The sequence below is a fragment of the Polaribacter sp. KT 15 genome (genome assembly GCF_900143115.1).
Lineage (GTDB): Bacteria > Bacteroidota > Bacteroidia > Flavobacteriales > Flavobacteriaceae > Polaribacter > Polaribacter marinaquae.
Genome location: NZ_LT670850.1, coordinates 1,625,216 through 1,651,154, shown reverse-complemented (window position 1 = coordinate 1,651,154; position 25,939 = coordinate 1,625,216). Strand labels below are relative to the sequence as shown.

The window sequence follows — 25,939 nt, the reverse complement described above, 5'->3', positions numbered from 1 at the left end:
CGAAATAATAACAAACACAAAAAAACCAAGCAAATTTGCTTGGTTTTTTTTTATTAATTTAAAATATAGTGTTTTACTTTTTGTTAACACTTTTAATATATTTATCTAAAGCCATCGTCATAGAAGGTGTTTCTGGAGACGGTGCTTCTATATCACATTTAAAACCAGCTTCTGTTACTGCTCTTACTGTAGAGTTACCAAAGGCTGCGATTCTTGTGTTGTTTTGTTTAAAATCTGGAAAATTTTGTAATAAAGATTCTATACCAGAAGGACTAAAAAACACTAAAACATCGTAAAATACATTCTCTAAATCAGATAAATCACTTACAACTGTTCTATATAAATCTAAACGTTTCCATTTTACACCAATTTTATCTAATTCTTGCGGCACTAATGGCTTTAATTTATCAGAAGATGGTAATAAAAAGTTTTCTGTTTTATGTTTCTTAATTAACTTAATTAAATCAGGAAAAGTTCTGTTACCAACATAAATTTTACGTTTTCTGTATACTACATACTTTTGTAAATAATAAGCAACTGCTTCAGATTGACAGAAATATTTCATATCATCTGGCACTTTAAAACGCATTTCTTCAGCAATTTTAAAGAAATAATCTACGGCATTTCTACTCGTTAAAATTATTGCAGAAAAATCTTTAAAGTCTATTTTTTGGTTTCTAACTTCTTTAACAGGAATTCCTTCAACATGAATAAAAGATCTAAAATCAATCTTTACTTTTTGTTTATCAGACAAGTCAAAATATGGGGAAGTTTCTGTCTTAGGTGCAGGTTGCGATACTAATATCGTTTTCACTTTCATACGCTTTCGTTTTTTAAATTAAAGCATCAATTTAAACAGTGTTAATAACGGTGCTATTTCGAAGGCGCAAATGTACAAAATAAAATAAAACAACTCGCTAAAAATCAGGTTTTTGTTATTTCTAACAAGAAATATAAATCTAAAAACATATAAGATTAAAGAGAAATATATAAAATTCTCAGGATTTAAGGGGCTGAATTGAAATACAATATAACCAATTAATAGTATAAAACTTAAAGAATATTGGTAACTAAATTTAGAAACTATGTAGTATCGCACATGTTTTTTCATTAAAAACAAACTAGCAATGGCATTTTCTAGCACTCTCTTAGCAGAAAAGTAACATAAAACAATCAAGAAAAACTTTAGAAAAGAACCAAAATTGTTTGCAAATGTTGCGTGATTTTTCGAGACAATAAAATGTAAGGCCAAAGATAAAACTGTAATAAAAAAAAGAAAAATAAGACTGTAAAAAGAACTAAATATAGAAGTATCTTCTTCGGCTTCGTCCTCTACAAAACCTTTATTAAACATTGCAAACACATAGCCTCTAAGCTTTACATAATCTATAATTTTTAATGCCGCTATCAACGAAAATAGAAACACCAAAACTATGGGAATCCAACTTGTATTTTCTGATATTTTTTCGACTGCTTGCACTTTCTTTCTTATAAGATATTAACACAAAATTAGTAATTAAAAAATGTATATTTGCATTCTTACCACATGAAATTTCATATATGTCAGATTGTCTTGTTATCATACCAACTTACAACGAAAAAGAGAACATAGAAGCCATTATTAGAGCGGTATTTAATCAAGAAAAAAAGTTTCATGTTTTAGTTGTAGATGACAACTCTCCAGATGGTACTTCTACAATTGTAACAAATTTAATTAAAGAATTTCCTAATCAACTTTTTATAGAAAACAGAAAAGGCAAAAATGGTTTGGGTACAGCTTATATTCATGGTTTTAAATGGGCATTGGCTAAAAAGTATGATTTTATCATCGAAATGGATGCCGATTTTTCTCACAATCCAAAAGATTTAGTTCGTTTATATAATGCATGTTTTACCAACCAAGGTAATGTTTCTGTAGGCTCTAGGTATGTAAACAACCAAGTAAACGTAGTAAATTGGGATATGAAAAGGCTTCTACTTTCTTACTTTGCCTCTAAATACGTTCGTTTTATAACTAGAATTCCGGTTTTTGACACAACTGCAGGTTTTGTATGTTGGCAACGTAAAGTATTAGAAACTATAAATTTAGATAAAATTAAATTTGTTGGCTACGCTTTTCAAATAGAAATGAAATTTAAAGCATGGAAACACAAGTTTAAAATTAAAGAAGTTTCTGTAATTTTTACTGATAGAGATTTAGGCGCTTCTAAAATGAGCGGAAACATAATTTCGGAAGCTCTTTTTGGTGTTATAAAAATGAGAATTAAAGGTTTACCAAAATAAATTACAATGAATCAAGTTTCTATAAGGCCTGCAAATTTAAACGACTTACAAATCTTATTAGAATTTGAACAAGGCGTTATTAAAGCAGAAAGATCTTTAAATCCTTTTTTAGCAGAAGGTAAATTATTTTACTACAATATTCCAGAATTAATTTCTGATGAAAACACACAATTATTGATAGCTACAATAAATAATATTCCTGTAGCATCTGGTTATGTAAGATTAGAAAAATCAAAAGTATATCATAAAAATTCTACACATGGCTATATTGGTTTTATATTTGTAAAAGAAAAATATAGAGGTCAAAAAATAAGTAGTCTACTTTTGACAGATTTAAAAAAATGGGCAAAAGAAAATAACACTAACGAATTAAGGTTAGATGTTTACAGTAATAATACAGCAGCAATAAAAGCATACGAACGTTTTGGTTTTACCAAAAGTTTGGTTAATATGAGAACAGAAATATAAGTAAAAATGGCAAAATCAACATTAATAAAAAACGCAACAATAGTTAACGAAAACAAAACTTTTAAAGGTGATGTTTTAATTGAAAATGAAATTATAAAAGAAATTTCTACAGAAATTAAAGCTCCTGAAAATGTTACCGTTATTAATGCTGATGGCAAATATTTAATTCCTGGTTTTATTGATGATCAAGTACATTTTAGAGAACCCGGTTTAACACACAAAGCAAATATTGCCACAGAAAGTAGGGCTGCAGTTGCTGGCGGAATTACAACTTTTATAGAAATGCCAAACACCGTACCGCAGGCAACAACACAAGAATTATTAGAGGATAAATTTAAAATTGCCGCCAACGATTCTTATGCAAATTACTCTTTTATGTTTGGTGGTACTAACGATAATTTAGATGAATTGTTAAAAACCGATCCTAAACAAGTTGCCGGAATAAAATTGTTTTTAGGTTCTTCTACCGGAAATATGTTGGTAGATAACGAGGCTGTTTTAGAAAAGATTTTTTCATCAACAAAAATGATTATTTCTGTACATTGTGAAGACGAGGCAACTATCAGAAAAAACACACAAGAATATAAAGATAAATATGGCGATGATATTCCTGTAAAATTTCATCCAATTATTAGAAGTGAAGAAGCTTGCTATTTATCTTCATCTAAAGCCATAGAATTAGCAAAGAAAACAGGTGCTAGATTGCATATTTTTCATCTTTCTACTGCTAAAGAAACCGAACTTTTTAGAAACGACATTCCTTTAGAAGAAAAGCAAATTACAGCAGAAGTTTGTATTCATCATTTATGGTTTTCTGATAAAGATTACGAAGAAAAAGGAACACATATAAAATGGAATCCGGCTGTAAAAACAGAAAACGACAGACAAGGTTTATGGAAAGCTTTGTTAGACGACAGAATTGATGTTCTAGCAACCGACCATGCACCACATACATTAGAAGAAAAAGATAATGTTTATACAAAAGCACCAAGTGGCGGCCCTTTAGTGCAACATGCTGTTACTGCAATTCTAGAAAAAGTAAAAGAAGGTGTAATTTCTATTGAAAAAGCAGTAGAAAAAATGAGCCACAATCCTGCTAAGTTATTTCAAATTGAAAAAAGAGGGTTTATAAAAGAAGGTTTTTATGCCGATTTAGTTTTAATTGATGCAAATAAACCGCAAACTGTTTCTAAAGAAAACATTTTATACAAATGTGGTTGGTCTCCTTTTGAAGGTACAACTTTTTCATCTACAATTACACATACGTTTGTAAATGGTAATTTAATGTATAATGAAGGTGCTTTTAATGATACTATTAAAGGAAAACGAATTACTTTTAATAGATAAGCATGAGAAACGCTAGCTATATTCTTATATTTTTAGTTTTAGTTTTAGTTTCTTGTAATAGTAATACTATTTTCGAGAAACCTAAAGATCTTATTCCTAAAGATACTATGAGTCTTTTATTACAAGAAATGATGATTGCCACAAGTGCAAAATTCATTAAAAATAAAAATTCAGAAAAAAACATCAATTATATGCCGCTTGTTTACAACAAGTTTAAAATTGATAGTACACGTTTTGATAAAAGCAATTATTATTACATGTCTAAAATCGATTTGTATCAAAAAATATTAGAAGATGCGGTAGAAAATATCGAAGCTAGAAATACTGTTTATAAAGACCTTAAAACAAAACTAGACTCTATAAGAAAAGATTCTTTAGACAGAATTAGAGACAAGCAAAAAAGATTAGACAGCTTAAAGTTAGTAGGTAAGTTAGACACTTTAGCAACCGGTAAAGTTTTAGACGAAATTATAACACGAGAGTAAAGTTTACTTCGTGTAGTTTTTTACAACATTATCAATTACCTCATCTACTTTATCAAAGTTAAAATTTAGTACTTTATTTATTTTTTCTGATGAATATTTAGAAACTTCGTGTGCAGATTTTGCCGAGTATTTACTTAATAAAGGTTCTTTTTTTGTGAAAAACGATAAGAAAGATGCAAATCGCCAAAGTAAACTTGTTTGCCATCTTTTTATTTTAATTGATGGTCTTTTTTTACCAAAAGCATCTGCAATTAAAAAGAAAACTTCTTTGTAAGTTTTGTTTTCTGACACCAATATAAAGCGTTCATTTTTAATATTAGAATCCATTAAAAACATCATTGTTTTTACAACATCTTTTACACCAATAAACCCTGTAATACCTTCTGTAAAATATTTAAATCCGTTATACACTTGGCTAAATAATTTACCGGAACCAGCAAACCAAAATCCGCTTCCTAAAATTACTCCCGGATTTACAATAACAACCTCTACACCTTCTTGGCTTGCTCGCCAAACTTCCATTTCTGCGCCAAACTTAGTAATCGAATAACCGCTATTGTCTTCTTCTTTATTCCATTCGTTTTCTTCTGTAATTAATTGTCCGTTTAATGCATCACCTACAGAAGCAATAGAACCCACAAAACACATTTTTTTAACCTTAGCATCTATTGCAAGGTTTACAATTATAGCAGTACCATGTATATTAACCTTTCTCATTTCTCTATAATCTTTCGGATTAAAAGAAATAAATGCAGCACAATGATAAACTTTTTCGATGTTTTTAAATGCAGGTATCATTGCCGGAACCTCTGTAATATCTGCCTTAAACCAATCTATTTTAGTAATTAAAGAAGTGTCATCTGTGTAATAATAAAAAACTTTTTCTACAGCTTTAATTTTTTCTTCAGATCTATAAATTGCACGTATTTTTTCATCATTTTTAATTAAATGATATAACAAATGTGCACCAACTAAACCTGTTCCTCCGGTTACTAAAATCATACTGCTAATTTAGTATATTTTGTTCGATAAAGTTATATTTGCTAACTGATAAACAGAATACAATGAAGAATTTTATTGAAGAATTAAAATGGAGAGGAATGTTGCACGACAGCATGCCAGGAACTGAAGAACATTTACTAGAAGAAATGAGAAGTGCTTATGTTGGTTTTGATCCAACTGCAGATTCTTTACATATTGGTAATTTAGTACCAATTATGTTGCTTGCTCATTATCAAAGATGTGGACACAGACCTATTGCTTTGGTTGGTGGTGCAACTGGTATGATTGGAGATCCTTCAGGAAAATCTGCAGAACGTAATTTGTTAGATGAAAAAACATTGCGTCATAATCAAGAATGTGTAAAAGGACAATTAGGCCATTTTTTAGATTTTGAATCTGATGCAAAAAATGCTGCAATCTTGGTGAATAACTACGATTGGATGAAAGATATATCTTTCTTAGATTTTATTAGAGATATTGGTAAGCATATTACTGTTAACTACATGATGGCTAAGGATTCTGTAAAAAACAGAATTAGTTCTGAGTCTAAAGACGGTATGTCTTTTACAGAGTTTACTTATCAAATGGTACAAGGTTATGATTTCTTGCATTTATTTAGAGAAAACGCAACTACTATTCAAATGGGTGGTTCTGATCAATGGGGAAATATTACTACAGGTACAGAATTAATTCGAAGAATTGGAAACGGAAAAGGATATGCAATTACATGTCCGTTAATTACAAAATCTGATGGTTCTAAATTCGGAAAATCTGAAGGTGGCAATGTTTGGTTAGATGCTAAAAGAACTTCTGCTTATAAATTTTACCAATATTGGTTAAATACTTCTGATGAAGATGCAGAAAAGTATATTAAAATCTTTACTTTTTTAGATGAAGAAACTATTAATTCTTTAATTGAAGAACATAAAGAAGCGCCTCATGTACGTGTTTTACAAAAACGTTTAGGAGAAGAAGTTACCACATTAGTTCACGGAAAAGAAAATTATGAAAAAGCAATTGCTGCTTCTAATATCTTATTCGGAAAATCGAATGCAGATGATTTAAAATCTTTAGACGAACAAACGTTTTTAGATGTTTTTGATGGTGTACCACAAGCAACTGTTTCTGTAGAGGATGTTTCAGAAGGATTAGATATGATTGCTGCTTTATCTGCAAAAACAAACTTTTTAAAATCTAACGGAGACGCAAGAAGAGCTTTAAAAGAAAATGCAATTTCTGTAAATAAAGAAAAGGTTAAAGAAGACTTTACAATTTCTAAAGAAGACTTAATTGCAAATAAATATGTGTTATTACAAAGAGGTAAAAAAACTTACTATTTACTAAAAGTAGATTAGTTATTACTTAAAAAAACAAAGAAGAGCTGAATTTATGATTCAGCTCTTCTTTTTTCAACAACATTCACAATCTCCCCCAAGACTGCTTTCGACTATCACTTATTTTTTAGTTATTTTTTTCCAGTTTTTATCGGCTTTTATTTTAAGTTCATCAACACCTTCCTTCTTCCATAATTTTAACGTATTTGTTCCCCAAGAATTATAAAATAAGTATAGTTTTTTATCTCTAATTTCAAAAGTTTCTGGGTCTATAGAGACTTTTTCGGCTTTAACACCAATAGCGTATGCACAATAACCTCCATATTGCGGTACGTAATTTTCTGGCGCATTTTTAAAAATATCTAAATTTTCTTGAGATGAAAACTTAAACTTTACTCCGTCGTAATTTGCTGTATATTTTTTATCTCCTTTTTCTGCTTTATTACTAAAATAAGCTACAACATCATAACCCTCTGCAACATATCCTTTTTTTAAATTATAATCTTGTGCAAAAATAGTTGCAGAAAAAGCAAGTACTAAAAATGTTATTAAATTTCTCATCGAATTGGTTTCTATACTAAGTCGAGATAGAGTGTTTTTAATTACATTAAAGATTTGTTAAATAAATTATCTAAAACTTATTTTTCTTTAATCAGTTCGGTTAAAACTTGCTTAAAAGTAGCAATAGGTTGCGCACCTGTAACTGCACTTTTTCTATCAAAAACAATTGTTGGCACAGAATTTACACCTAAGTTTTTCCAATAATTTTGTTTATTTCTAACTTCTAACCTAGCTTTTTCATCATCTAATTTAGCCAATCCTTCATCAGCATTTAAACCAACCTCTAAAAGCGCTTCTTTTAAAATTTCTTTTTCTGAAACATCTTTTCTATCACTAAAAAAGGCTTTCGTTAAAGTCATTTTTAACTCGGTTTGTTTATCAAAATCTTTGGCATATTCTAATAAAACATGAGCATCAAAAGTGTTTACCATTCTCATATCATCAAAATAATCAAACTTAAACCCTAAATCTGCGCCTATTTCTGTCATGTTGCGTTTAGACTCGTTTTGTTGCTCTATTGTAGAACCATATTTTTCTGTAATATGTTCTACTACATTCTGACCTTCTTTTGGCATATTCGGATTTAACTCAAATGGTTGCCATTCTATTTCTATTTGATCTTTAACACCTAATTCTTCAATTGCTTTTTCTAATCGTTTATAGCCAATTGTGCACCAAGGGCAAACTACGTCTGATACAATATCTATTTTTAATTTATTTGTCATTTTCTAAAATGTTATTAATTCACTTATTTGAAGTTCTCCCTGTACATTACTGTAATTTTTTACATCTTCTGCAAACATTTTTGCATGCGGACCAAAAGATTCTTTAAAGCTTGCAATACTATCAAATTTTAAATGTGCAATTGCTACATAAGGCGCCTTTTCTTCAGGATTTCTTCCTGCTAATCCTAAGTCTAATTCAATACCTTTTAAAGCGTTTCCTAAAGCTTTAATTACCATTGGTAAATGCGAATTTTTATAATATGTTGCATCAAAACGAACATCTTTTACATTTGGATACATTACTGATACTTTAATCATTTTTACTATTTTTTAAAAAGAAACCTTCTGCAAAGATACAGAAGGTTTACAGTTATAATTTTACACTAAAAAATTAGAGTTTACTTTTTTGACCAAGCAAATTTTTCGAAAGCTACATCTACAGGTGTATTTGCAATATGGTTTGTATAGTTACTAATTGTCTTTTGAGATAACCCTAAAATAATATCTAAAACATGCTTCTCTTGGTAACCTGCTGCATAAAAAGCATCTAAATCTGCTTGAGTAACATTACCTCTGTTCTTTACAATTGCTAAAGTCATTGTACGTAATGCTTCTAATTTAGAACTTTCTAAAGGAGTTTCGTTACGTAATGCCTCTGTAATGTTTTCATCAACTTTCATCATTTTTGCGATTCCTGTATGCGCTGGTACACAATAATGACATGAATGCTCTACATTAATTGCTTGCCAAACTACTGTAAGTTCTTCTTCGTTAAAAGATGATTGTGTAAATAACTCGTGTAACGTTTGGTAAGCCTGTAATATTTGAGGAGAACCTGCTAAAACGCCATGTAAACCAGGTATCATTCCGTATGCTTTTTGAGAGTTTTCTAATAAAGGCTTTGCATCTGCAGGTGCAGATTCGATGTTGTGTATTTTTAATGTTGTCATAATTTTACTTTTATTTACTATTTATATTTCTAAGCAGTCGCTTAGTTTATGTTCAAAAAAAAACTAATTATTTAAAAAAGTCATTTCTATAATTTCTTCTAATTCTTTTGTGTTGTATACTTTAGATGCTATCGATAAACCTAAAAGGCTATTCATAAGAAAATTTGCTTTCTTATCAATTAACACCTCTTCGTAGTCGTTTTGTTTTAAACTTCTTACAAACAATTGTTTTATTTCATTCGAAAAAAACAATAACTCTTTCATTATTAAAGGGTTTTCTTCACTTTTTAATTCACTAACAGTATTTGTTACCAAACAACCTTTGTAGCATGCGTTTTCTTTAGAGAATTCTAAAAAATTAAAAAAATAGTCTTTAATATCTTTAATTCCGTTTTTACCATTTTCTAAAATGTCTGTAATCTGTCTAATTTGTTTTCGATAACATTTTATACTCTCTAAAAAAACACCTTGTTTATTACCAAAACTAGCATAAATAGAAAATTGATTAATTCCCATTTCTTTTTCTAACATTCTAACAGAGGTATTTTCATAGCCATTTCGCCAGAATAAAGCCATTGCTTTTTCTATAACTACTTGCTCGTTATATTGTTTTTTTCTTGCCATTTTAAATAATAGACCACAAAACTAAGCAAATGCTTTGATATAAAAAAATCTTTCATACTTTTGCAACACCTTTAATACCTTTTTTTATGAAAAACATTATCTATTTATGTCTTATAACACTAATTTTTATTTCTTGTAAAGAAGAAAAAAAAGCGACAGAGCCTAAGACAGAAACAATTAAAATTGAAAAAAACACAGCTTTAAAATATCCGAAGAATTTATTAGATATTTTTGATGCTCATGGAGGTATAGAAAACTGGCAAAAAATGAAGTCTCTTGTTTTTACAATGGAAACTAAAAACGGAGATGAAGTAATTGCAACCAATTTAAAAAGCAGAGAAGCTTTATTAACAAACAAAAAAAGTACAATTGGTTTTGACGGATCTAAAGTCTGGTTAAAAAATAAGTCAAAAGAAAAATACAAAGGATATGATCCTATTTATGGCTATAATTTGATGTTTTATTTTTATGCGATGCCTTTTATTTTAGCTGATGATGGTATTAATTATAAAGATGCAGAACCTTTAGTATTTGAAGGAAAAACTTACCCAGGAATTGAAATAACATATAATAATGGTGTTGGTGAAACACCAGAAGACAGATATGTTTTATATTATAATGCAACAACTTTTAATATGGAGTGGCTTGGTTATACTGTTAATTTTGTTGAAGGAATCGACAAGAAAGAATTACATTTTAGAAGATATAAAGATTGGCAAAATGTAAATGGCTTAATACTACCAAAATCTATTATTGGCTATACTTTTAAAAATGATAAACCAATTAAACCAAAAGGAACCAACATATTTAAAGATGTAAAACTATCTGAAAAAGCATTTGATTTAAAAATGTTTAAAAAAACAGAAAACGGTAACTATTTAAATTAAAATAGAAACCGCATAGATAAAAATCTATGCGGTTTTATTATTTTTTAGACTTGTTTAAAATTTCTCTAATATGCTCACTATCCCAATGATTATCAAACTCTACAATTCCTCTTTTAAAATCTTCATTTAAAAATTTTTCTTGCTGTTCTAATTCCTTTCTAGCTTTAAAAATATAATCATCTTCTCGCTTCGTTTCTGTAGCTAACCGTCTAAGACTTTCTACATCGTATTTAATAAAGTTTTGAACCTGCCTATTTAATGTATATTTTCTAAAACCCATTTTACTTAAAACATCTTTTGCCAAAACTAAAGATGTTTCTAAAGATTCTCTATAAATATTTTGTTCTCCGTTGTTTAAAAGCTCGTATGCATCGTATCTATTTTTAGTACGAATCATTAATTCTACTTGCGGATATTTCTCTTTTACAATTTTACTAATTGCTTTCGAAACACTAATTTTATTGGTAGCACAAATAATAATTTTTGCTTCTGCAATACCTGCAGATTCTAATAAATCTTCTCTTGTAGCATCGCCATAATACACTTCGAAACCCATTTTCCTTAGAAAATCTACACGATTAGAATCGTGATCTAAAATAGTAGCTTCTACACCATGAGATCTTAAAAATCTTCCAATTGTACTTCCAAAATGCCCAAAACCAACTAAAATTATTTTTTGAGATTTCGCAATATGATCCATAGGTCTTTTTACAGATTCTTTTGTACCTACTTTTGGTAAAATAAAGCGCTCATTCACAATGCTAATTATTGGCGTTATTGCCATACTTAATGCTGTAATTACAAGTAGCATATCCATTTGTTCTTGCTCTAAAATATTTAGACCAAACGCAAAAGACAGTAACACAAATGCAAATTCACCAACTTGCGCCAAACTAAACGTTAATAATAATTTTTGATCTAATTTTAACTTGAAAATAGAACCAGTAATATATAAAACCAACCCTTTCATTACAATAATTGCAATTAGAACTCCACCAATAGTAAAAGGGCTTTTAGCAATAACAATAAAATTAATTGAAGCACCTACAGCCATAAAAAACAGCCCTAAAAGTAAGTTTTTAAAGGGTTCTAATGTACTTTCTAGCTCGTGTTTAAACTCACTATTAGAAAGAACAACTCCACCTAAAAAAGCACCTAAAGCCGGACTTATACCAACAAACTCCATTAAAAATGAGATTCCGAATACAATTAACAAAGCCGCAGCAATTAACAACTCTCTTACGCCAGTTTTTGCAACTTTTCTTAACATTGGCACCACCAAATAATTACCAACTACTATAATTAAAACAACAGATAAAATGATTGCCAAAGTTTGAAAACCTATTGGTAAACTTTCTAGTAAACTAGAAGATTCTGAATGCGTATTTGTAGTTTTTGTTGATGCTGAAGTAGAAAGTAGCGGTATAAAACCCAACATAAATATTACAATAATATCTTGAAATAACAATATAGAAAATGCAGAAGTACCAAAATTGGTATCCATTAAACCTTTTTCTTTAATTGTTTGCATTGCAATTGCTGTAGAAGAAAGTGCTACTGCCATAGAAATTACTAAAGAAACTTTCCAATCGAAACCAAGAAAAGTAAATAACAAGTAAGAAAGTAACATTGTAGCAGCAACTTGTATTCCGCCCATTCCTAAAATGGTTTTACGCATTTTCCAGAAGTTTTTGGGTTCTATTTCTAAACCAATTAAAAACAGCATCATTACAACACCAAATTCTGCAAAATGAAGTATATCCTCGCCTTCCTCTCCAATAAAACCTAAAACATATGGTCCTATTAAAACACCTGCCAATAAGTAACCAATCACAGAGCTTAGTCCTAATCGCTTAGCGATAGAGACACAAATAATGGCTCCAAGCAAAAACATTATAGCTTCAAAAAGTAAACTTCCTGTCATTTTTTACTCGTTTTTAAGTTGCGGATAATCATTTATAAATGACGTTTGTTCTACATTATTTAATAAAACATCAGACTTTAATAAATCTATCAGTTTTCCGTAGTTTAATTTATAGTTTTCTAATTTTTCATCAGAAAGATTGTGAGTTCCCATAACTGCAAACGGCGGTAAATAATTCATTCCGCATAAATTTGCAGTTTGCTCAAAAGGTCTTAAAAATTGTGCTACGGTAAAACTATTGTATCCTTCAGAACAGTAGACTTCTTTAGAACCACCAGTTGTAATAACGTTTAAACAAATTTTATTGTGCAACGCTTTTCCTTCTGGCCCATAAGCCCAATTAAACTCGAGAACCATATCAATCCATTGTTTCATTAATGGCGGGCAACTATACCAATAAAAGGGATGATGCCATATTATAACATCGTGCTTATTTAAAAGTTCTTTTTCAAATTTTACATCAATATGAAAATCTGGATATTCTTCATACAAATCATGTACTGTTACGTTTTCTATATCTTTAATATGATTTATTAAAACCTTGTTTACTCTAGATTTCTCGTAGTTTGGGTGAGAAAATAGTACTAAAACTTTTTTCATTTTTGATACGTTTTTGTAACGTTTAAAGCCTAATTAGAAATTAAATCGAAAGATATTTTAATTCCTTGTATAATCATTCCGGTACCAATAATTGCAATAATTAACCCCATAATTTTACCAATTACAGAAATGATATTATTACCAACAATTTTTACAATTAAATCGCTAATTCTAAATGTAAAATAAGTTAATAAACTCATAGAACCAAAGATAGCAATTACCATAAATAACTGTAAAGGTGCTGCATTAGAAACAAAATTCATAGCGGTTACAATTGTTCCAGGACCAGCAAGAATAGGAATTGCTAAAGGAGAAACCGCAATATTTTCATCAATATTTACATTTTTTATACTCTTAACATTCGATTTTTTAGACTGTAACATCTCAAAACCAATAAAGAATATTAAAATTCCGCCAGTAATTTTAAAAGCCGGAATACTAATATTAAATAATTCGAAAATATATTTTCCTAAAAGGATAAAAACAGTAACAATAATAAACGCAATAATATTTGCTCGTTTATTAATATCTCTTTTTGTTTTTTTATCTGCGCCTTCTGTTAACGACAAAAATACCGTCATGTTAGAAATAGGATTTGTAATCGCAAAAAAGCCTGTAAATACTGTAATTGCAAACGTAATTAAGTTATCCATTTAATATAAATTTATTTTTTTAAAGGATCTTGATTACCCTTATATCTTTTATTGATAATTTGCAGAATCACGAAAATTATCTTTAGATAAATGTACAATAAGATTTTTTAAAACACGATTATATAATGCGATTAGTTATTTCTAATAATTCTGATATTTTAACTTCATCATAAGCATCTGGATGTGCAGGTGAAAAACGCCCAATTGTTTCGCCTTTATCGTTATCAAAATATTTTCCTGTAGCGTCTTTATAAGCATTAGAAGTTGCTAAATCATATAAAATATCTACACCTTTTTCTGCTGGAGACCAATGTTGCCCATAAGCTTCTTTCGCCATTTTGGTATTTAGTAACGACCCTGGATTAACAGCAATTGTAGTGATATTTGGATGTTGTTTTGCAAAATGAAAACTCCACATGGTTAAAGCTAATTTGCTTTGTGCGTAAGCATCGCTTGCATTAATAGAAACAGCTCCTGTAAGAATCCCTTTTTTAACAGTTGATTGTGCAGCAGAACTTAAATTGACAATTCTTGTTTCTGATCCTTTTTCTAAAATAGATACAATAGATTCCGTTAAAATATAAGGCGCTAAATAATTAACAGACATTCTAATATCTAATCCGTCTTTTGTTTTTTGTAAAGGTGCTTTAAAAATACCTGCATTATTAATTAAAACATCTAAACTTGATACTTCATTTTTAATTTGTTCCGCAAGTTGTTTTACAGCATTTAAATCTGAAAAATCGGCAACAAATCCTTTTATATTTTTGTTGTTTGAAGCATTTTTAATTTCGGAAATAACACTATCTACTTTAGCTTTGTTTCTTCCGTGAACATATACTTCATGGCCTTCTTTGGCTAGTTTTAAAGCAGTAAGTTTTCCTATACCGTCTGTGCTTCCTGTGATTAATATATTCATATTCTATTATTTTTTTAATAATTTTTAAAATGGCGCAAACGTATCTTTAGTTCCTTTTGGCACGCTCCAACGTTCACCAGCTGAAATATTTTCTGATGTTACATTCTCTGACGTTAAGTTATTTACATTACCATAACTACTTGTACTTCCTCTTGGCACTTGCATTCGATCTCCGTATAACCAAACTACCAAATTACTTCGTTGTCCGCTAGTAATAGGATGTGTAGCATGTGGCACATTACCTCTGTGAATAATTGCTTTTCCTGGTTCAAAAATAGTTTGCACTGTTTTTCCGGAAGCTTTATCATAGAAATCAACTTCAGATCCTGTAAATACCTCTTCAGGTAAGTTAATATTAATATTTAAAGTAGCTGCTGAAGCATCTGTGTGTGCATGTAAATCTTTATCCTTATCTGGATTATATTGAATTGAAAAACCAAAAGTTTGATTATCGTAACCATAAGTACCAAGTAATAAACGTGCAATTGGACGCATAAAACGATCCATCATGTCGTTATAAAAGGCTTGGAAACTTGGTGCTGCTAAATGACCTTCTGAACGTTCATCTAACATCATTCCATAACGATTTAATTGTATTCCATATGGTGCACGCTTAGGAATTTCAGAATTTACTACGTCTTCTAAATACTTACGGAATTCCGCTAAGCGTTCCACATCAAAAAACTGTGCAACATAAACACCCGGAATAATTTCTTCCCATAAATCGGCAACAGCGTTTTCTTTTTCTGGGTTTTCCCAAGCGTCATTTATTGCTTTTCGCAATTTTGAATCAAGTAATGTTTCATCAGGAATTAGTAAATTGTCTTTGTTTTCCATTTCCCAAGTTGCCCATGCTTCTTCCAGTAATTTTCTATAATTATTCCAAAACTGTGATACTGAAGGTTCACGATTTAATGAAGCCTCACGAGTTGGTTGCGTAAGTGCACGTGCTTGTTCTAGTGCATTGGTATTTGTTATTGTTTTCATATCTAATTTTTAGATTCTTTTTTGAATATCGATAACTACTAGTTTCTGCATTTAACTTTTATAATCAAATTACATTATGAATTGAAAAAGCCACACATAATATTAAATATTTGGTGGCTTCGTCTAATATTAATCGATACTTGGGGTTTAATTATATTTTAAAATTAAAAGTTATTTTGAAATCACTTTATAATTTCCGTTACTTCTAATATAAAGCACCGTTTCTATTTCTGCTGAAATAATTGAAGTTGCATTTTCTGCTGCTCCGAAATAAGATGGTGCGTTTAATTCCTTTTTATCTTCTTTTTTAGAAAACTGATGTGAAATTCGACCAGAAATAACTACAGCTCTAAAATTCGGACTTAAATTTTTAATTTTTCCTTTAAAACCAGCAGGTAATTTTATTAAAGAAGCACGTAATCGATTTTTTTCGTGGCTTCCCCATAAAAAGGCAGTTTCTACATTACTTTTTTCTGAAATCCATTCAATATCATCGGCATTTAACCAAACTAAATTTGTTTTATCAACATTAACAGGTCTTTCTCCATTATCAAAAGCTTCGGATGTTGGCTTTACCAAATATGGTCCTTCTTGTATATCTAAAAAAGCCATGTTTTCCTCACCATCTGCTGCAGTCATGTGTGCTTCTCCTGCTGGTTGTTGCCAATAAGATCCTGCAGGTAGCCATTGTTTTTCTGCATTTTCATCATCATTATGCAATAAACCTTTAATTACCACTCCGCGATATGTGATATTATGAATGTGTGGTGGCGAAGAAAATCCTTTATTAAATTTCACTAAAAAACCTGCTGGTTCATTTTTGGTTCTGTCTCCCCAAAGTTTTCCTGCTGCTGGACTTTTATCGCCTCGCAACGGATTTAACCAACCCCATTCTACAGTTTCTGCAGTTACTACTTCGTTTATAGACTTAATATTGTCTGTTGTTGGTGTTTGCGCGTTTGCATAAAAACCTATTACTAATGCGAATGTGATTAAAATATTTTTTTTCATGACATTAAATTTCAGGAGAAATACGAATTATATTTCAGTGAATAACTCACTTTCTGGCAATCTAGATTTTGGTGTTTTATCTGTTGAATTAAAATCAGAATCTGCTCTGTAACCTATAGAAACAGCAACTAAAGCAGTAAAACCTTTTTCTCTTAAACCAAATTCTTCATCTAATGCTTTTACATCAATACCTTCCATTGGAGTTGCATCAATACCTAAACTAGCAACACCTAATAAAAAGCTTCCTATGTTTAAGTAAACTTGTTTTTCCATCCAGTGTTGTTGGTCTTTTAAATCGTATTTGTGAATCCCAGCAAACGCTTTAACAGCTCCTAAAAATCCGTTTTTTATATCTTCATTTGGAAATCTACCATTCTTATCTTCAGTATCTGCAATATGTTGGTAATAAGCATCATCTGCATCAATTTTAGAACAGAATAATACAACTGCTGATGCATTAGTTACTTTAGGTTCATTAAAATGAAAGAAACCTTGAGTTCCTTTTGCAATACGTGCTTTACCTTCTGTAGTTTCTGCAACTATAAAATGCCAAGGTTGCAAGTTTACACTCGATGGGCTCATTCTTAATAAATTTTTGACTTCTGCCATATCTGCTTCAGATATTTTTTTTGTTGAGTCAAATTCTTTAGTTGTGTATCTCCAGTTTAATGTTTCAGTTAAATTCATTTGTATATATTTTAATTATGTTGATTTTTTAATTATACTATAAAAAGTATAGTGCAAAAGTAATTAGAGAATCTAAAACACACAATAACGGTCGAAAATGATAGTACAAATTATTTCAACAAAAAACCACCTAAACACAACAATATCAATACATTTAGACGAATGTTAAATTTACTATAAAAAGTATAGTTGTATAATTAATGATAGTATACTACCTTTGCATAAAAATTCAATAAAAGCTAATATGTATAAATTAAATGGTAAAGAATATCCTTGTTGTGCGAGTTTAACAATGGGGTTTATTGGTGGAAAATGGAAAACAGTTATTCTATTTCATTTAAGAGAAAAGACACTTCGTTATAACGAATTACGAAAAGAAATGCCATCGGTTACAGAACGTACATTAAGCTTACAATTAAAAACTTTAGAAGAAGATGGCTTAGTTAAACGTAAAGTTTACACTTCTAAACCGCCTTTAAAAGTAGAATATTCTTTAACAGATTTTGGTAAAAGTTTAATACCTGTTGTACAATCTATAGCAGATTGGGGAAATTATGCTGTAGAAAATTATAAAAAAATTAGTTAGGCTTTATTCAATCTCATTACTACAATACCATTAAATTACAACCTCTAATATCCGAATTGTCGAAACGCCCTATAATTTCGAAAGAATTATCTGTATAGACTTTACCAAGGTCTTGCGTAGCAATAAAAGAACAAGAGTTATAATTGGCTAAATCAATAACATTAATTCCGCCATTTTTACCATGCGAATTAATACTTAAAGCGTCTTCTGTATCTCTTGTTAAAATTTGCATCCATGGCGGTGTATTAAAAATTCCGTTTCCTTTAGAATATCCCTGACTTAGTAATTCTGTCATTCCGTATTCTGAATGAATTTCATCAACACCAAAACCAGATTTTAAAATTTTATGCAATTCTTCTCTAACCAATTCTTTTCTCCTTCCTTTCATTCCACCGGTTTCCATAACAATGGTATTATTTAATTCGAATTGATGTAAATCAATCAAATCTAACAAAGCAAAAGAAACCCCAATTAAAAGTACTTTTTCGCCTTTAGCATCTAATTCTTTAAGCTTTTTTGCCAGTTCTTCTAAATTATTTAGGTAAAAACCACTTTCTGTTTTTTTCGATTTTTTAATTAAATCATCAACCATAAAAACCAAAGAAGAACCTGTTCTTTCTAAATAGTTTGGCAATAATGCGAGTACTGTATAATCTTCTATATTTCCGTAGAAATAATCAAATCCTTTTAAATAACTTTCTTTATAAAGATTCAAATCTGTAACATAATGCTTACTTGTAATGCTACCTGTTGTACCAGAACTTGTAAAAACAGTATCAACTTCATCTAAACTTGCAATTACCTTTTTACTTTTAAAAAACTGAATTGGTAAAAAAGGAATCTCTTCTACTTTAGAAATATCTGATGGGTGAATGTATAATAAATCGCAAAAAGATCTGTAAACTCTATTATTTTTAAATTGATGTTTAAAAACCTCTAAAGCAACTTGGTTAAGCTCTTCTGCTGTATGTATGTTAAAAATCTTGTCTGTCATAACTTATTGCAAAAATAAGATTTAAAGAATACGTTTATGAATTATTACTTCTCTTTTAAAGAAGAATATTACATCTTTAAAGTAAAAAGCGAACCGTTCATCCAAAAAATAGACAAAAGATTTTTGTTTCATATTATTTTTATCTTCCAAAATTAATATAAATGAATTTATCTAAAAATACATATAGAACTATTACAGGTGTTAAAGAAGTTGTAGAACTAACAAAAAGAAAGTACCACCAATGGTTAGTGTATCAAGATAATAAACCTGCTTATTTTGTAGATTTTTACGATTTAAAAGAAGAATCTAACGCAATGATGAATAGTTTGGTTTTGTGTACAGACAATACTATAAGCGAGGTTTTAGAACTTATTAATAAACGCAATAATATAAATTTATCTATTCCTAAAATTTCTAGAATTGGTTTGAAAAAAAAGATAAAATCAGAACAAGCAGAATTAGATTTAAAACCAATTCCTAAAAAATGGTTGGCTTATTCTTTATAGATTTTTACAACTAAATTTCCTTTTTCATCCATAGATGCTCTATACATACCAGCGGTATTAAATTCAAAAGACATATTACCGTTTTTATCTAGAGCTACAACTCCGCCAGTTCCACCAAGTTTGGTTAATTTATCTTGTATAACATTTGAAGTTGCCTCTTTTAAAGATTTCTGCTGATATTCCATTTGAGCAGAAATATCATAAGCAACTTGAGATCTAATAAAGTATTCTCCCCAACCGGTAGAAGAAACACCACAAGTTAAGTTATTTGCATAGGTACCAGAACCAATTATTGGTGCATCACCAATTCTTCCCCAACGTTTATTTGTCATTCCACCAGTAGAAGTTCCTGCTGCAATATTTCCGTTTTTATCAAGAGCAACGCAACCAACTGTACCAAATTTTGCATTTTTAATATCTGCATCATAAAAAGCAGCTTTTTTATCATCATGGTCTAATTCTGTCTTATTTTTATTTTTGATTCTCTTTAAAGATTCAAACCTTCTATCAGTAAAAAAATAACTTGGGTCTACAATTTCCAATCCTTTTTCTTTTGCAAAAACTGAAGCTCCTTTACCAGATAACATTACATGATCTGAATCTGTCATAATTTTAACTGCTAATTCAATCGGACTTTTTACATTGGTAACACCTGCAACTGCACCAGCATTTAGTGTTTTACCATCCATAAAAGATGCATCCAACTCATTGGTTTCTTCATGCGTAAAAACGGCTCCTTTACCTGCATTAAACAATGGAGATTCTTCCATTACTTGTATCGTTTTTACAACGGCCTCTTGACTTGTACCACCGTTTTTAAGTATTGTATGCCCAACAGTAATTGCTTCTTCTAGTTTTGCTTTGTAGGCTGCTTCTTTTTCATCAGACATATTTTTCTTTAAAATTGTACCCGCACCACCATGAATTATAATTGCAAAATCATTTACTTTTTTTGTGTTTAAGGTTTCTTTTTTAGTTGATTCTGATGTACAGCTTAATAAAAAAGCAAAGGTTACAATGGCAATAAAGAAGTTTTTCATTTTTACAGTTTGTTTAAAATTAAACAAATTATATCATTTTTGTTTAATTTATATATGTCTAAAATAATTCGTAATTTCGAACTTCTAAATTAAACAACTAAAACGTAATAACAAAATGACGGATTTTGGAATAAAAAACGCCTTACAAGAATTAGGTTTAAAAGATATAAATAATGGTACATCTACCGGTTCTAATAACTTTTCTAACGGAGACGTTATAGAATCTTACTCGCCAGTAGATGGTAAGTTAATTGGTAAAGTAAAAACGACTACCAAAGAAGATTATGAGAAAGTGATGGAAACTGCAACAAATGCGTTTTTATCATGGAGAAATATGCCTGCACCACAAAGAGGAGAAATTGTACGCCAGTTTGGTAATAAATTAAGAGATTTAAAACAACCTTTAGGAAAATTAGTTTCTTATGAAATGGGAAAATCTTTGCAAGAGGGCTACGGAGAAGTTCAGGAAATGATAGATATCTGTGATTTTGCTGTAGGTTTATCTAGACAATTAAACGGACAAACAATTCCGTCTGAAAGACCAGGACATGTTATGAGAGAACAATGGCACCCAATTGGTGTTGTTGGTATTATTTCTGCATTTAATTTTCCGGTTGCAGTTTGGGCATGGAACACTGCTTTGGCGTGGATTTGTGGTGATGTTTGTGTTTGGAAAGCTTCTGAAAAAGCACCTCTTTGTTCTATTGCTTGTCAAAACATAATTGCAGACATTTTAAAAGAAAATAATTTACCAGAAGGAATTTCTTGTATTATAAATGGAGATTATAAAGTAGGTGAAATGATGACTGCTGATACTAGAATTCCATTAGTTTCTGCAACAGGTTCTACAAGAATGGGAAGAATTGTTGGCGCAAAAGTTGCCGAACGTTTTGGGAAATCTTTATTAGAATTAGGTGGTAACAATGCAATTATTATTACACCAACTGCAGATTTAAAAGTTGTAGTTCCAGGAGCTGTTTTTGGTGCCGTTGGTACTTGCGGGCAACGTTGTACATCAACAAGAAGATTAATTATTAACGAATCTGTTTATGATAAAGTAAGAGATGCAATTGTTGGCGCTTATAAACAATTAACTATTGGAAATCCTTTAGATGAAAAAAATCATATTGGCCCATTAATCGATAAAGATTCTGTAAATACATATTTAGAAGCTATCGAAAAAGCGAAAAATGAAGGCGGAAATGTTTTAGTAGAAGGCGGAGTTTTAGAAGGAAAGGGTTACGAATCTGGTTGCTACGTTAAACCCGCAATTATAGAAGCAGAAAATCATTTTGAAATTGTACAGCACGAAACTTTTGCGCCAATTTTATATTTAATGAAGTATTCTGGTGAAGTTGAAAATGCAATTGAAAAACAAAATGGTGTTGCTCAAGGATTATCATCTGCAATTATGACCAACGAAATGAAAGAAGCAGAGAAATTCTTGTCTTATGCAGGTTCAGATTGCGGAATTGCAAACGTTAATATTGGTACTTCTGGTGCAGAAATTGGTGGTGCTTTTGGTGGCGAAAAAGAAACTGGTGGCGGTAGAGAATCTGGTTCTGATGCTTGGAAAGTGTATATGAGAAGGCAAACAAATACTATAAATTATTCTGATGAATTACCTTTAGCACAAGGAATTAAGTTTGACTTGTAAAAGAAATTCAATTTTATAAAATAATAAAGCCTCAACTATTTTACGTTGAGGCTTTAATTTTACTTGATATTTAAAATTCCGTTTTTTAATTCAATTGCAATATTTCCCTGGCTTACTTTGTTTTCTTTTACTTTTTTCTCTAAAATTTTATCAAGTTTTTTATCCTTCGAAAGACCAAAAGAGGTTTTGGTTTCGTTCATATTTAAAGTGGTATTATGCCCAAACACATCCATAGAAAAGTTTGACTTTGTTATGTTATATAAATTTAGTTCAGAATAATCTCCTTTTAAATTGAATTTTATGAAGTTTTTACTAAAATTATACAGGTAAAGTTTGCTATTAAAATCGTTAAGATCTACATTTTTACCAATTTCACCAATTTGAATTCTTGATGTTTCTGTAGCAAAACTAATATTGGACATTTCGCCAATAACCACTTTATTCATATCTAAAAACTCTATTCTTCCGTTATTAATTTCTTCAGCTTGAAAAATTCCATTCGAAGCAATAATTCTATTTTCTTTACCAAGAATTTTTTTGAATTTGAAATGTGTTTTAAAAGAATTTAATATGAAAGATTTTTCAATATCATATTTAAATTCAATTTTAGAATGAAGGGTTTTTATCTTAATTTTTACATATTTAGGTACTTTTATTGCAAAATACTGCTTAAACTTTCTTACCGATTTACCCCAATCTTTGTTTGGACTCTCCATTTTAAGTTTTTTAAAATAATCATCTACGTAAGAGCCTTTACTAAAACCAATTTCTTTTAAAAGAGAATCTTTAGATTTATATTGATACTGATTTTTCTTTATCGTAGAAAAAATGTCTCTAATATATTTTTTATAAGCTTCTAAACCTATATCTAAACTATACAATTCACCTAAATACATTGAGTTTTTTACATTAAGTTTTACTGTATTATCTGTTTTAACTGAACTTGCATTTAATCCGTTAAAAACTTTAAATTGAGTCTTTTTGGAATCTTCATCAAATAGAATAAAATAATCGAAATGAATTTTATTATCATTAGACTCTTCAAAGACAATGGATACGTTGTCAATATCAATATCTAAAGTAGTGTAATTATCAACATTATAACTTTCTTTTAATACTAATTCTTTTTTTTGCGCAAGGGTTATACTTGTTATTGAAAGAAATAAAATACTAAATATATATGGTTTCATTACTGGCGTTTTTTGGGTTCAACTCTTTAATGTGCTCATTAATTTCTTTAATTAATTGCAAACGTCTTTGCAGGTTGGTTATTAAAGATTCTAATAAATTAATATCGTTTGGAAATTTTTTTAATTGTTTTGTAATTTTTTGATATTCTAATTTTGATTTCTCTAATTTTTCTTCATATTTATGTACTAAAATCGTGTCTGTTGCAATTTCTTTAAAACTATTCCATTCTTTGTTTATAGAATTTAAATAGTCTTTTTCAATAGCTTGCATTTGCAGTTCGATAGCTGATTTTTGAGGCAAAGAAATCGTATTTTTATAAAGCAACACACTAGAAATTATCAACAATAAAGAAGCAGCTATTTTTAAAAATTTATAACTCTTTTTAGGTTCTTTTTTAGTTTGATGTTCATCTAATTTTTTGATAAAATCTTCACGATGATTTTTTGGTAAATCTTTTTTAAAATCATTTTTTACCTTAAATAAATCTCTAATATCACGTTCCATATTCTTCATTTTTTAAAAGGTTTCTTAACGCTAATTTTCCTCTTCTTAATTGGGTTCTAGACGTTTTTACCGGTATTTTTAATATTTCGGATATTTCTTCATGATCATAACCTTCTATTAAATACAACTTTATAACTATTTGATATTTCATTTTTAAAGAATCTATAGCATACAGAATTTCTTTTTTATCAATGTTTGCATCAAAATTCCAATTCGTATCATCTAAAATTTCTAAAGGATAATTATCTAAAGAAATAGTTTCTAATTTTTTCTTTTTTAATATATCAATACAAGTATTAATAACTATTTTCTTTAACCAAGCACCAAAACTGTTGTCCTTCTTATAAGATTCTAGATTTAAAAAAGCTTTTAAAAAAGCATCTTGCATTGCATCTTTTGCTTCTTCTTCATTTTTAAGATACCTACATGCTATAAAAAACATCGCTTCACAAAATAAATCATAGAGCTTTATTTGAGCTTTTTGATTCCCTTTTTTGCTTTTTGAAATTAAAAGATATAATTCTTTAGACATTAATTAGTTGGTTCTATTATTAAAAACGAAAAAGATAGTTAAAGGTTTCATTTTTCTTAATTTTTAATTCTAAAAATTAAACTATCTTTAATTCTTTTAGTCTAAAGTTCATGAAATCTGCACACATTCAACATTTATATAACAGAATTGGTTTTGGTATTTCACCAAAGGAATTAGCTCGTTTATCAAAAAAAAGCAAAAAAAATGTTATTAATGAACTTTTTAAAGCTTCAGAAAACGCAACTATTTTACAAGGTGATACTTCTTTTTTAATTGGTAAAAGCTATCAAGATTTTAAAAAAGAGCGAAAAAAACTTCAAAAAATAAGTAGAAAAAAAGTAAAAGAATTTTCTACTGCTTGGTTTACAAGATTAAATAATCCTACAGAAATTTTACGTGAAAAAATGACCTTATTTTGGGCAAATCATTTTGTTTGCGAAAGTAAAAACATCTTGTTTGCAGAGAGTTACAACAATGTACTTCGTAAAAATGCCTTAGGCAATTTTAGAGATTTTATAAAACTGGTTTCTAAAGAAGCTGCAATGCTTGGTTACTTAAACAATAAACAAAACAAGAAAAAAAGTCCGAATGAAAACTTTGCACGTGAATTAATGGAACTTTTTACGCTTGGTCAAGATAATTATACCGAACAAGATATTAAAGAATCTGCACGCTCTTTTACGGGTTATAATCATAAGCTTAAAGGAGAGTTTATCTTTAGAGAAAAACACCATGATAATAATGAAAAAATCTTTTTTGGTAAAAAAGGTAATTTTAATGGTGATGATATTATAGATATTATTTTAGAACAAAAACAATGTGCTAGATTTATTTCAGAAAAAATTTACCGATATTTTGTTAATGAAAACATCAAAACAAAGCATATTGATGAGATGGTTGATGTATTTTACAAAGATTATAATATCGAAAATTTAATGCGTTTTGTATTACTTTCTAAGTGGTTTTATGAGGAAGAAAATATTGGTACTAAAATAAAATCGCCTATAGAACTCTTAGTTGGTATAAATACCATTGTACCTTATAAAATTGAAAAAAAGAACCAAATACTGTTGGTTCAAAAATTGTTAGGACAAATATTATTGAGTCCGCCTAATGTTGCAGGTTGGAAAACTGGACGAAATTGGATTGACAGCAACACCATTATAACGCGCTTACGTTTGCCTTCTATTTTGTTAAATAATGCAGAAATTGCTTATTCAGAAAAAGGAGATGAAGAAACAATGATTACTAATTTTAAGAAAAGAAAATTAAGAAAAAAAGCTTTTATAAAAGTAAGTGCAGATTGGAGTTCTTTTGAAGAAAATTTTAAAAATAAATCGAATAAAGATTTGGTACATCTAATAATTACATCAAAAGTAAATAAAGGAACCGCAGAAATGTTAGAGAGAAATGAAAAACTGTCTAAACATGATTTTGTTGTACAATTAATGAGTTTGCCAGAATATCAACTTTGTTAAAATA

30 protein-coding genes are annotated in these 25,939 nt (G+C 29.3%); 10 read left to right on the top strand and 20 right to left on the bottom strand.

All coding sequences use genetic code 11. From position 1 onward, the window contains the following. Positions 1–73: 73 nt before the first annotated feature. Both B5464_RS07495 and B5464_RS07490 read right to left on the bottom strand, forming a co-directional pair. Positions 74–820 carry a uroporphyrinogen-III synthase gene (locus B5464_RS07495; protein WP_077810764.1) on the bottom strand — a complete coding sequence of 249 codons (747 nt, stop codon included), beginning with the start codon at positions 818–820 and terminating at the stop codon, positions 74–76. 18 nt (positions 821–838) lie between these two features. Beyond that, positions 839–1,426 carry a DUF4271 domain-containing protein gene (locus tag B5464_RS07490; RefSeq protein WP_231963674.1) on the bottom strand — a complete coding sequence of 196 codons (588 nt, stop codon included), beginning with the start codon at positions 1,424–1,426 and terminating at the stop codon, positions 839–841. A gap of 134 nt (positions 1,427–1,560) precedes the next feature. Between B5464_RS07490 and B5464_RS07485 the strand changes: the two genes are divergently transcribed. Genes B5464_RS07485 through B5464_RS07470 form a run of 4 tightly spaced genes read left to right on the top strand, consistent with a single transcriptional unit; the run spans position 1,561 to position 4,583 of the window. Continuing rightward, a complete protein-coding gene (locus tag B5464_RS07485) occupies positions 1,561–2,283 on the top strand; it encodes a polyprenol monophosphomannose synthase (protein ID WP_079737869.1) in 723 nt (240 codons plus the stop codon). A gap of 6 nt (positions 2,284–2,289) precedes the next feature. Then, positions 2,290–2,751 carry a GNAT family N-acetyltransferase gene (locus B5464_RS07480; RefSeq protein WP_079737868.1) on the top strand — a complete coding sequence of 154 codons (462 nt, stop codon included), beginning with the start codon at positions 2,290–2,292 and terminating at the stop codon, positions 2,749–2,751. Between the two features lie 6 nt (positions 2,752–2,757). Next, positions 2,758–4,098 (top strand): dihydroorotase, encoded by a 1,341-nt coding sequence (locus B5464_RS07475; RefSeq protein ID WP_079737867.1) that lies wholly within the window; start codon positions 2,758–2,760, stop codon positions 4,096–4,098. Between the two features lie 2 nt (positions 4,099–4,100). Next, a complete protein-coding gene (locus tag B5464_RS07470) occupies positions 4,101–4,583 on the top strand; it encodes a DUF4296 domain-containing protein (RefSeq protein WP_079737866.1) in 483 nt (160 codons plus the stop codon). A gap of 3 nt (positions 4,584–4,586) precedes the next feature. Here the strand turns inward: B5464_RS07470 and B5464_RS07465 are convergent, their stop codons facing one another. Further along, positions 4,587–5,585: an SDR family oxidoreductase gene (locus B5464_RS07465; protein WP_079737865.1), complete on the bottom strand. Its 999-nt coding sequence runs from the start codon at positions 5,583–5,585 to the stop codon at positions 4,587–4,589. Between the two features lie 62 nt (positions 5,586–5,647). Between B5464_RS07465 and tyrS the strand changes: the two genes are divergently transcribed. Then, positions 5,648–6,940, top strand: a complete 1,293-nt coding sequence (tyrS, locus tag B5464_RS07460; RefSeq protein WP_079737864.1) for a tyrosine--tRNA ligase — start codon at positions 5,648–5,650, stop codon at positions 6,938–6,940. A gap of 99 nt (positions 6,941–7,039) precedes the next feature. Here tyrS and B5464_RS07455 read toward each other — a convergent pair whose 3' ends face one another. From B5464_RS07455 to B5464_RS07435, 5 genes are all read right to left on the bottom strand, one after another. Beyond that, a complete protein-coding gene (locus tag B5464_RS07455) occupies positions 7,040–7,480 on the bottom strand; it encodes a YHS domain-containing (seleno)protein (RefSeq protein ID WP_079737863.1) in 441 nt (146 codons plus the stop codon). A gap of 77 nt (positions 7,481–7,557) precedes the next feature. Next, the gene (locus B5464_RS07450; RefSeq protein WP_079737862.1) at positions 7,558–8,205 is read right to left on the bottom strand and encodes a DsbA family oxidoreductase; all 648 of its coding nucleotides are present in this window, start codon (positions 8,203–8,205) and stop codon (positions 7,558–7,560) included. 3 nt (positions 8,206–8,208) lie between these two features. Beyond that, positions 8,209–8,523 carry an EthD family reductase gene (locus B5464_RS07445; RefSeq protein WP_079737861.1) on the bottom strand — a complete coding sequence of 105 codons (315 nt, stop codon included), beginning with the start codon at positions 8,521–8,523 and terminating at the stop codon, positions 8,209–8,211. An 80-nt stretch (positions 8,524–8,603) separates the two neighbouring features. Continuing rightward, positions 8,604–9,155: a carboxymuconolactone decarboxylase family protein gene (locus tag B5464_RS07440; RefSeq protein ID WP_079737860.1), complete on the bottom strand. Its 552-nt coding sequence runs from the start codon at positions 9,153–9,155 to the stop codon at positions 8,604–8,606. A 63-nt stretch (positions 9,156–9,218) separates the two neighbouring features. Further along, positions 9,219–9,779 carry a TetR/AcrR family transcriptional regulator gene (locus tag B5464_RS07435; protein WP_079737859.1) on the bottom strand — a complete coding sequence of 187 codons (561 nt, stop codon included), beginning with the start codon at positions 9,777–9,779 and terminating at the stop codon, positions 9,219–9,221. Positions 9,780–9,865: 86 nt separating this feature from the next. Here B5464_RS07435 and B5464_RS07430 point away from each other — a divergent pair, with 86 nt between their 5' ends. Next, positions 9,866–10,666: a DUF6503 family protein gene (locus B5464_RS07430; RefSeq protein WP_079737858.1), complete on the top strand. Its 801-nt coding sequence runs from the start codon at positions 9,866–9,868 to the stop codon at positions 10,664–10,666. A 37-nt stretch (positions 10,667–10,703) separates the two neighbouring features. Here the strand turns inward: B5464_RS07430 and B5464_RS07425 are convergent, their stop codons facing one another. From B5464_RS07425 to nfsB, 7 genes are all read right to left on the bottom strand, one after another. Beyond that, on the bottom strand, positions 10,704–12,590 hold the full coding sequence (locus tag B5464_RS07425) for a monovalent cation:proton antiporter-2 (CPA2) family protein (protein ID WP_079737857.1): 1,887 nt from the start codon (positions 12,588–12,590) through the stop codon (positions 10,704–10,706). 3 nt (positions 12,591–12,593) lie between these two features. Then, complete coding sequence (locus B5464_RS07420) at positions 12,594–13,190, bottom strand: NAD(P)H-dependent oxidoreductase (protein WP_079737856.1); 597 nt, start codon at positions 13,188–13,190, stop codon at positions 12,594–12,596. A 29-nt stretch (positions 13,191–13,219) separates the two neighbouring features. After that, positions 13,220–13,843: a MarC family protein gene (locus B5464_RS07415; protein ID WP_077810748.1), complete on the bottom strand. Its 624-nt coding sequence runs from the start codon at positions 13,841–13,843 to the stop codon at positions 13,220–13,222. A 118-nt stretch (positions 13,844–13,961) separates the two neighbouring features. Beyond that, complete coding sequence (locus B5464_RS07410) at positions 13,962–14,762, bottom strand: SDR family NAD(P)-dependent oxidoreductase (RefSeq protein ID WP_079737855.1); 801 nt, start codon at positions 14,760–14,762, stop codon at positions 13,962–13,964. A gap of 24 nt (positions 14,763–14,786) precedes the next feature. Then, positions 14,787–15,749 (bottom strand): 2OG-Fe(II) oxygenase, encoded by a 963-nt coding sequence (locus B5464_RS07405; RefSeq protein WP_079737854.1) that lies wholly within the window; start codon positions 15,747–15,749, stop codon positions 14,787–14,789. 171 nt (positions 15,750–15,920) lie between these two features. Beyond that, on the bottom strand, positions 15,921–16,760 hold the full coding sequence (locus tag B5464_RS07400) for a DUF4437 domain-containing protein (protein WP_079737853.1): 840 nt from the start codon (positions 16,758–16,760) through the stop codon (positions 15,921–15,923). Positions 16,761–16,787: 27 nt separating this feature from the next. After that, positions 16,788–17,447: an oxygen-insensitive NAD(P)H nitroreductase gene (gene nfsB / locus B5464_RS07395; protein WP_079737852.1), complete on the bottom strand. Its 660-nt coding sequence runs from the start codon at positions 17,445–17,447 to the stop codon at positions 16,788–16,790. A 244-nt stretch (positions 17,448–17,691) separates the two neighbouring features. Here nfsB and B5464_RS07390 point away from each other — a divergent pair, with 244 nt between their 5' ends. Continuing rightward, positions 17,692–18,033 carry a helix-turn-helix domain-containing protein gene (locus B5464_RS07390; RefSeq protein ID WP_077810746.1) on the top strand — a complete coding sequence of 114 codons (342 nt, stop codon included), beginning with the start codon at positions 17,692–17,694 and terminating at the stop codon, positions 18,031–18,033. Positions 18,034–18,052: 19 nt separating this feature from the next. Here the strand turns inward: B5464_RS07390 and B5464_RS07385 are convergent, their stop codons facing one another. Further along, positions 18,053–19,027, bottom strand: a complete 975-nt coding sequence (locus B5464_RS07385; RefSeq protein ID WP_079737851.1) for an acyl transferase — start codon at positions 19,025–19,027, stop codon at positions 18,053–18,055. A 161-nt stretch (positions 19,028–19,188) separates the two neighbouring features. Here B5464_RS07385 and B5464_RS07380 point away from each other — a divergent pair, with 161 nt between their 5' ends. Beyond that, complete coding sequence (locus tag B5464_RS07380; protein WP_079737850.1) at positions 19,189–19,533, top strand: hypothetical protein; 345 nt, start codon at positions 19,189–19,191, stop codon at positions 19,531–19,533. On the opposite strand, the gene B5464_RS07375 is transcribed toward B5464_RS07380, so the two are convergent. Further along, a complete protein-coding gene (locus B5464_RS07375) occupies positions 19,521–20,573 on the bottom strand; it encodes an isoaspartyl peptidase/L-asparaginase family protein (protein ID WP_079737849.1) in 1,053 nt (350 codons plus the stop codon). The two genes, B5464_RS07380 and B5464_RS07375, sit on opposite strands and share 13 nt — an antisense overlap. Before the next feature lie 115 nt (positions 20,574–20,688). Here B5464_RS07375 and B5464_RS07370 point away from each other — a divergent pair, with 115 nt between their 5' ends. Continuing rightward, a complete protein-coding gene (locus tag B5464_RS07370) occupies positions 20,689–22,230 on the top strand; it encodes an aldehyde dehydrogenase family protein (RefSeq protein ID WP_079737848.1) in 1,542 nt (513 codons plus the stop codon). 59 nt (positions 22,231–22,289) lie between these two features. Here B5464_RS07370 and B5464_RS07365 read toward each other — a convergent pair whose 3' ends face one another. The 3 genes from B5464_RS07365 to B5464_RS07355 are packed head-to-tail and all read right to left on the bottom strand — an operon-like array spanning position 22,290 to position 24,457. After that, a complete protein-coding gene (locus tag B5464_RS07365) occupies positions 22,290–23,420 on the bottom strand; it encodes a hypothetical protein (RefSeq protein ID WP_079737847.1) in 1,131 nt (376 codons plus the stop codon). After that, positions 23,401–23,925, bottom strand: coding sequence for a hypothetical protein (locus B5464_RS07360; RefSeq protein WP_079737846.1), 525 nt, complete (start codon positions 23,923–23,925; stop codon positions 23,401–23,403). Before B5464_RS07360 ends, B5464_RS07365 begins: the two co-directional genes overlap by 20 nt. Continuing rightward, entirely contained in the window at positions 23,915–24,457 is a 543-nt protein-coding gene (locus B5464_RS07355) for an RNA polymerase sigma factor (protein WP_079737845.1), read from the bottom strand. The genes B5464_RS07360 and B5464_RS07355 overlap by 11 nt, the downstream gene beginning before the upstream one ends. A gap of 110 nt (positions 24,458–24,567) precedes the next feature. On the opposite strand from B5464_RS07355, the gene B5464_RS07350 reads away from it, so the two are divergent. Next, on the top strand, positions 24,568–25,935 hold the full coding sequence (locus B5464_RS07350) for a DUF1800 family protein (RefSeq protein WP_079737844.1): 1,368 nt from the start codon (positions 24,568–24,570) through the stop codon (positions 25,933–25,935). Positions 25,936–25,939: the final 4 nt, after the last annotated feature.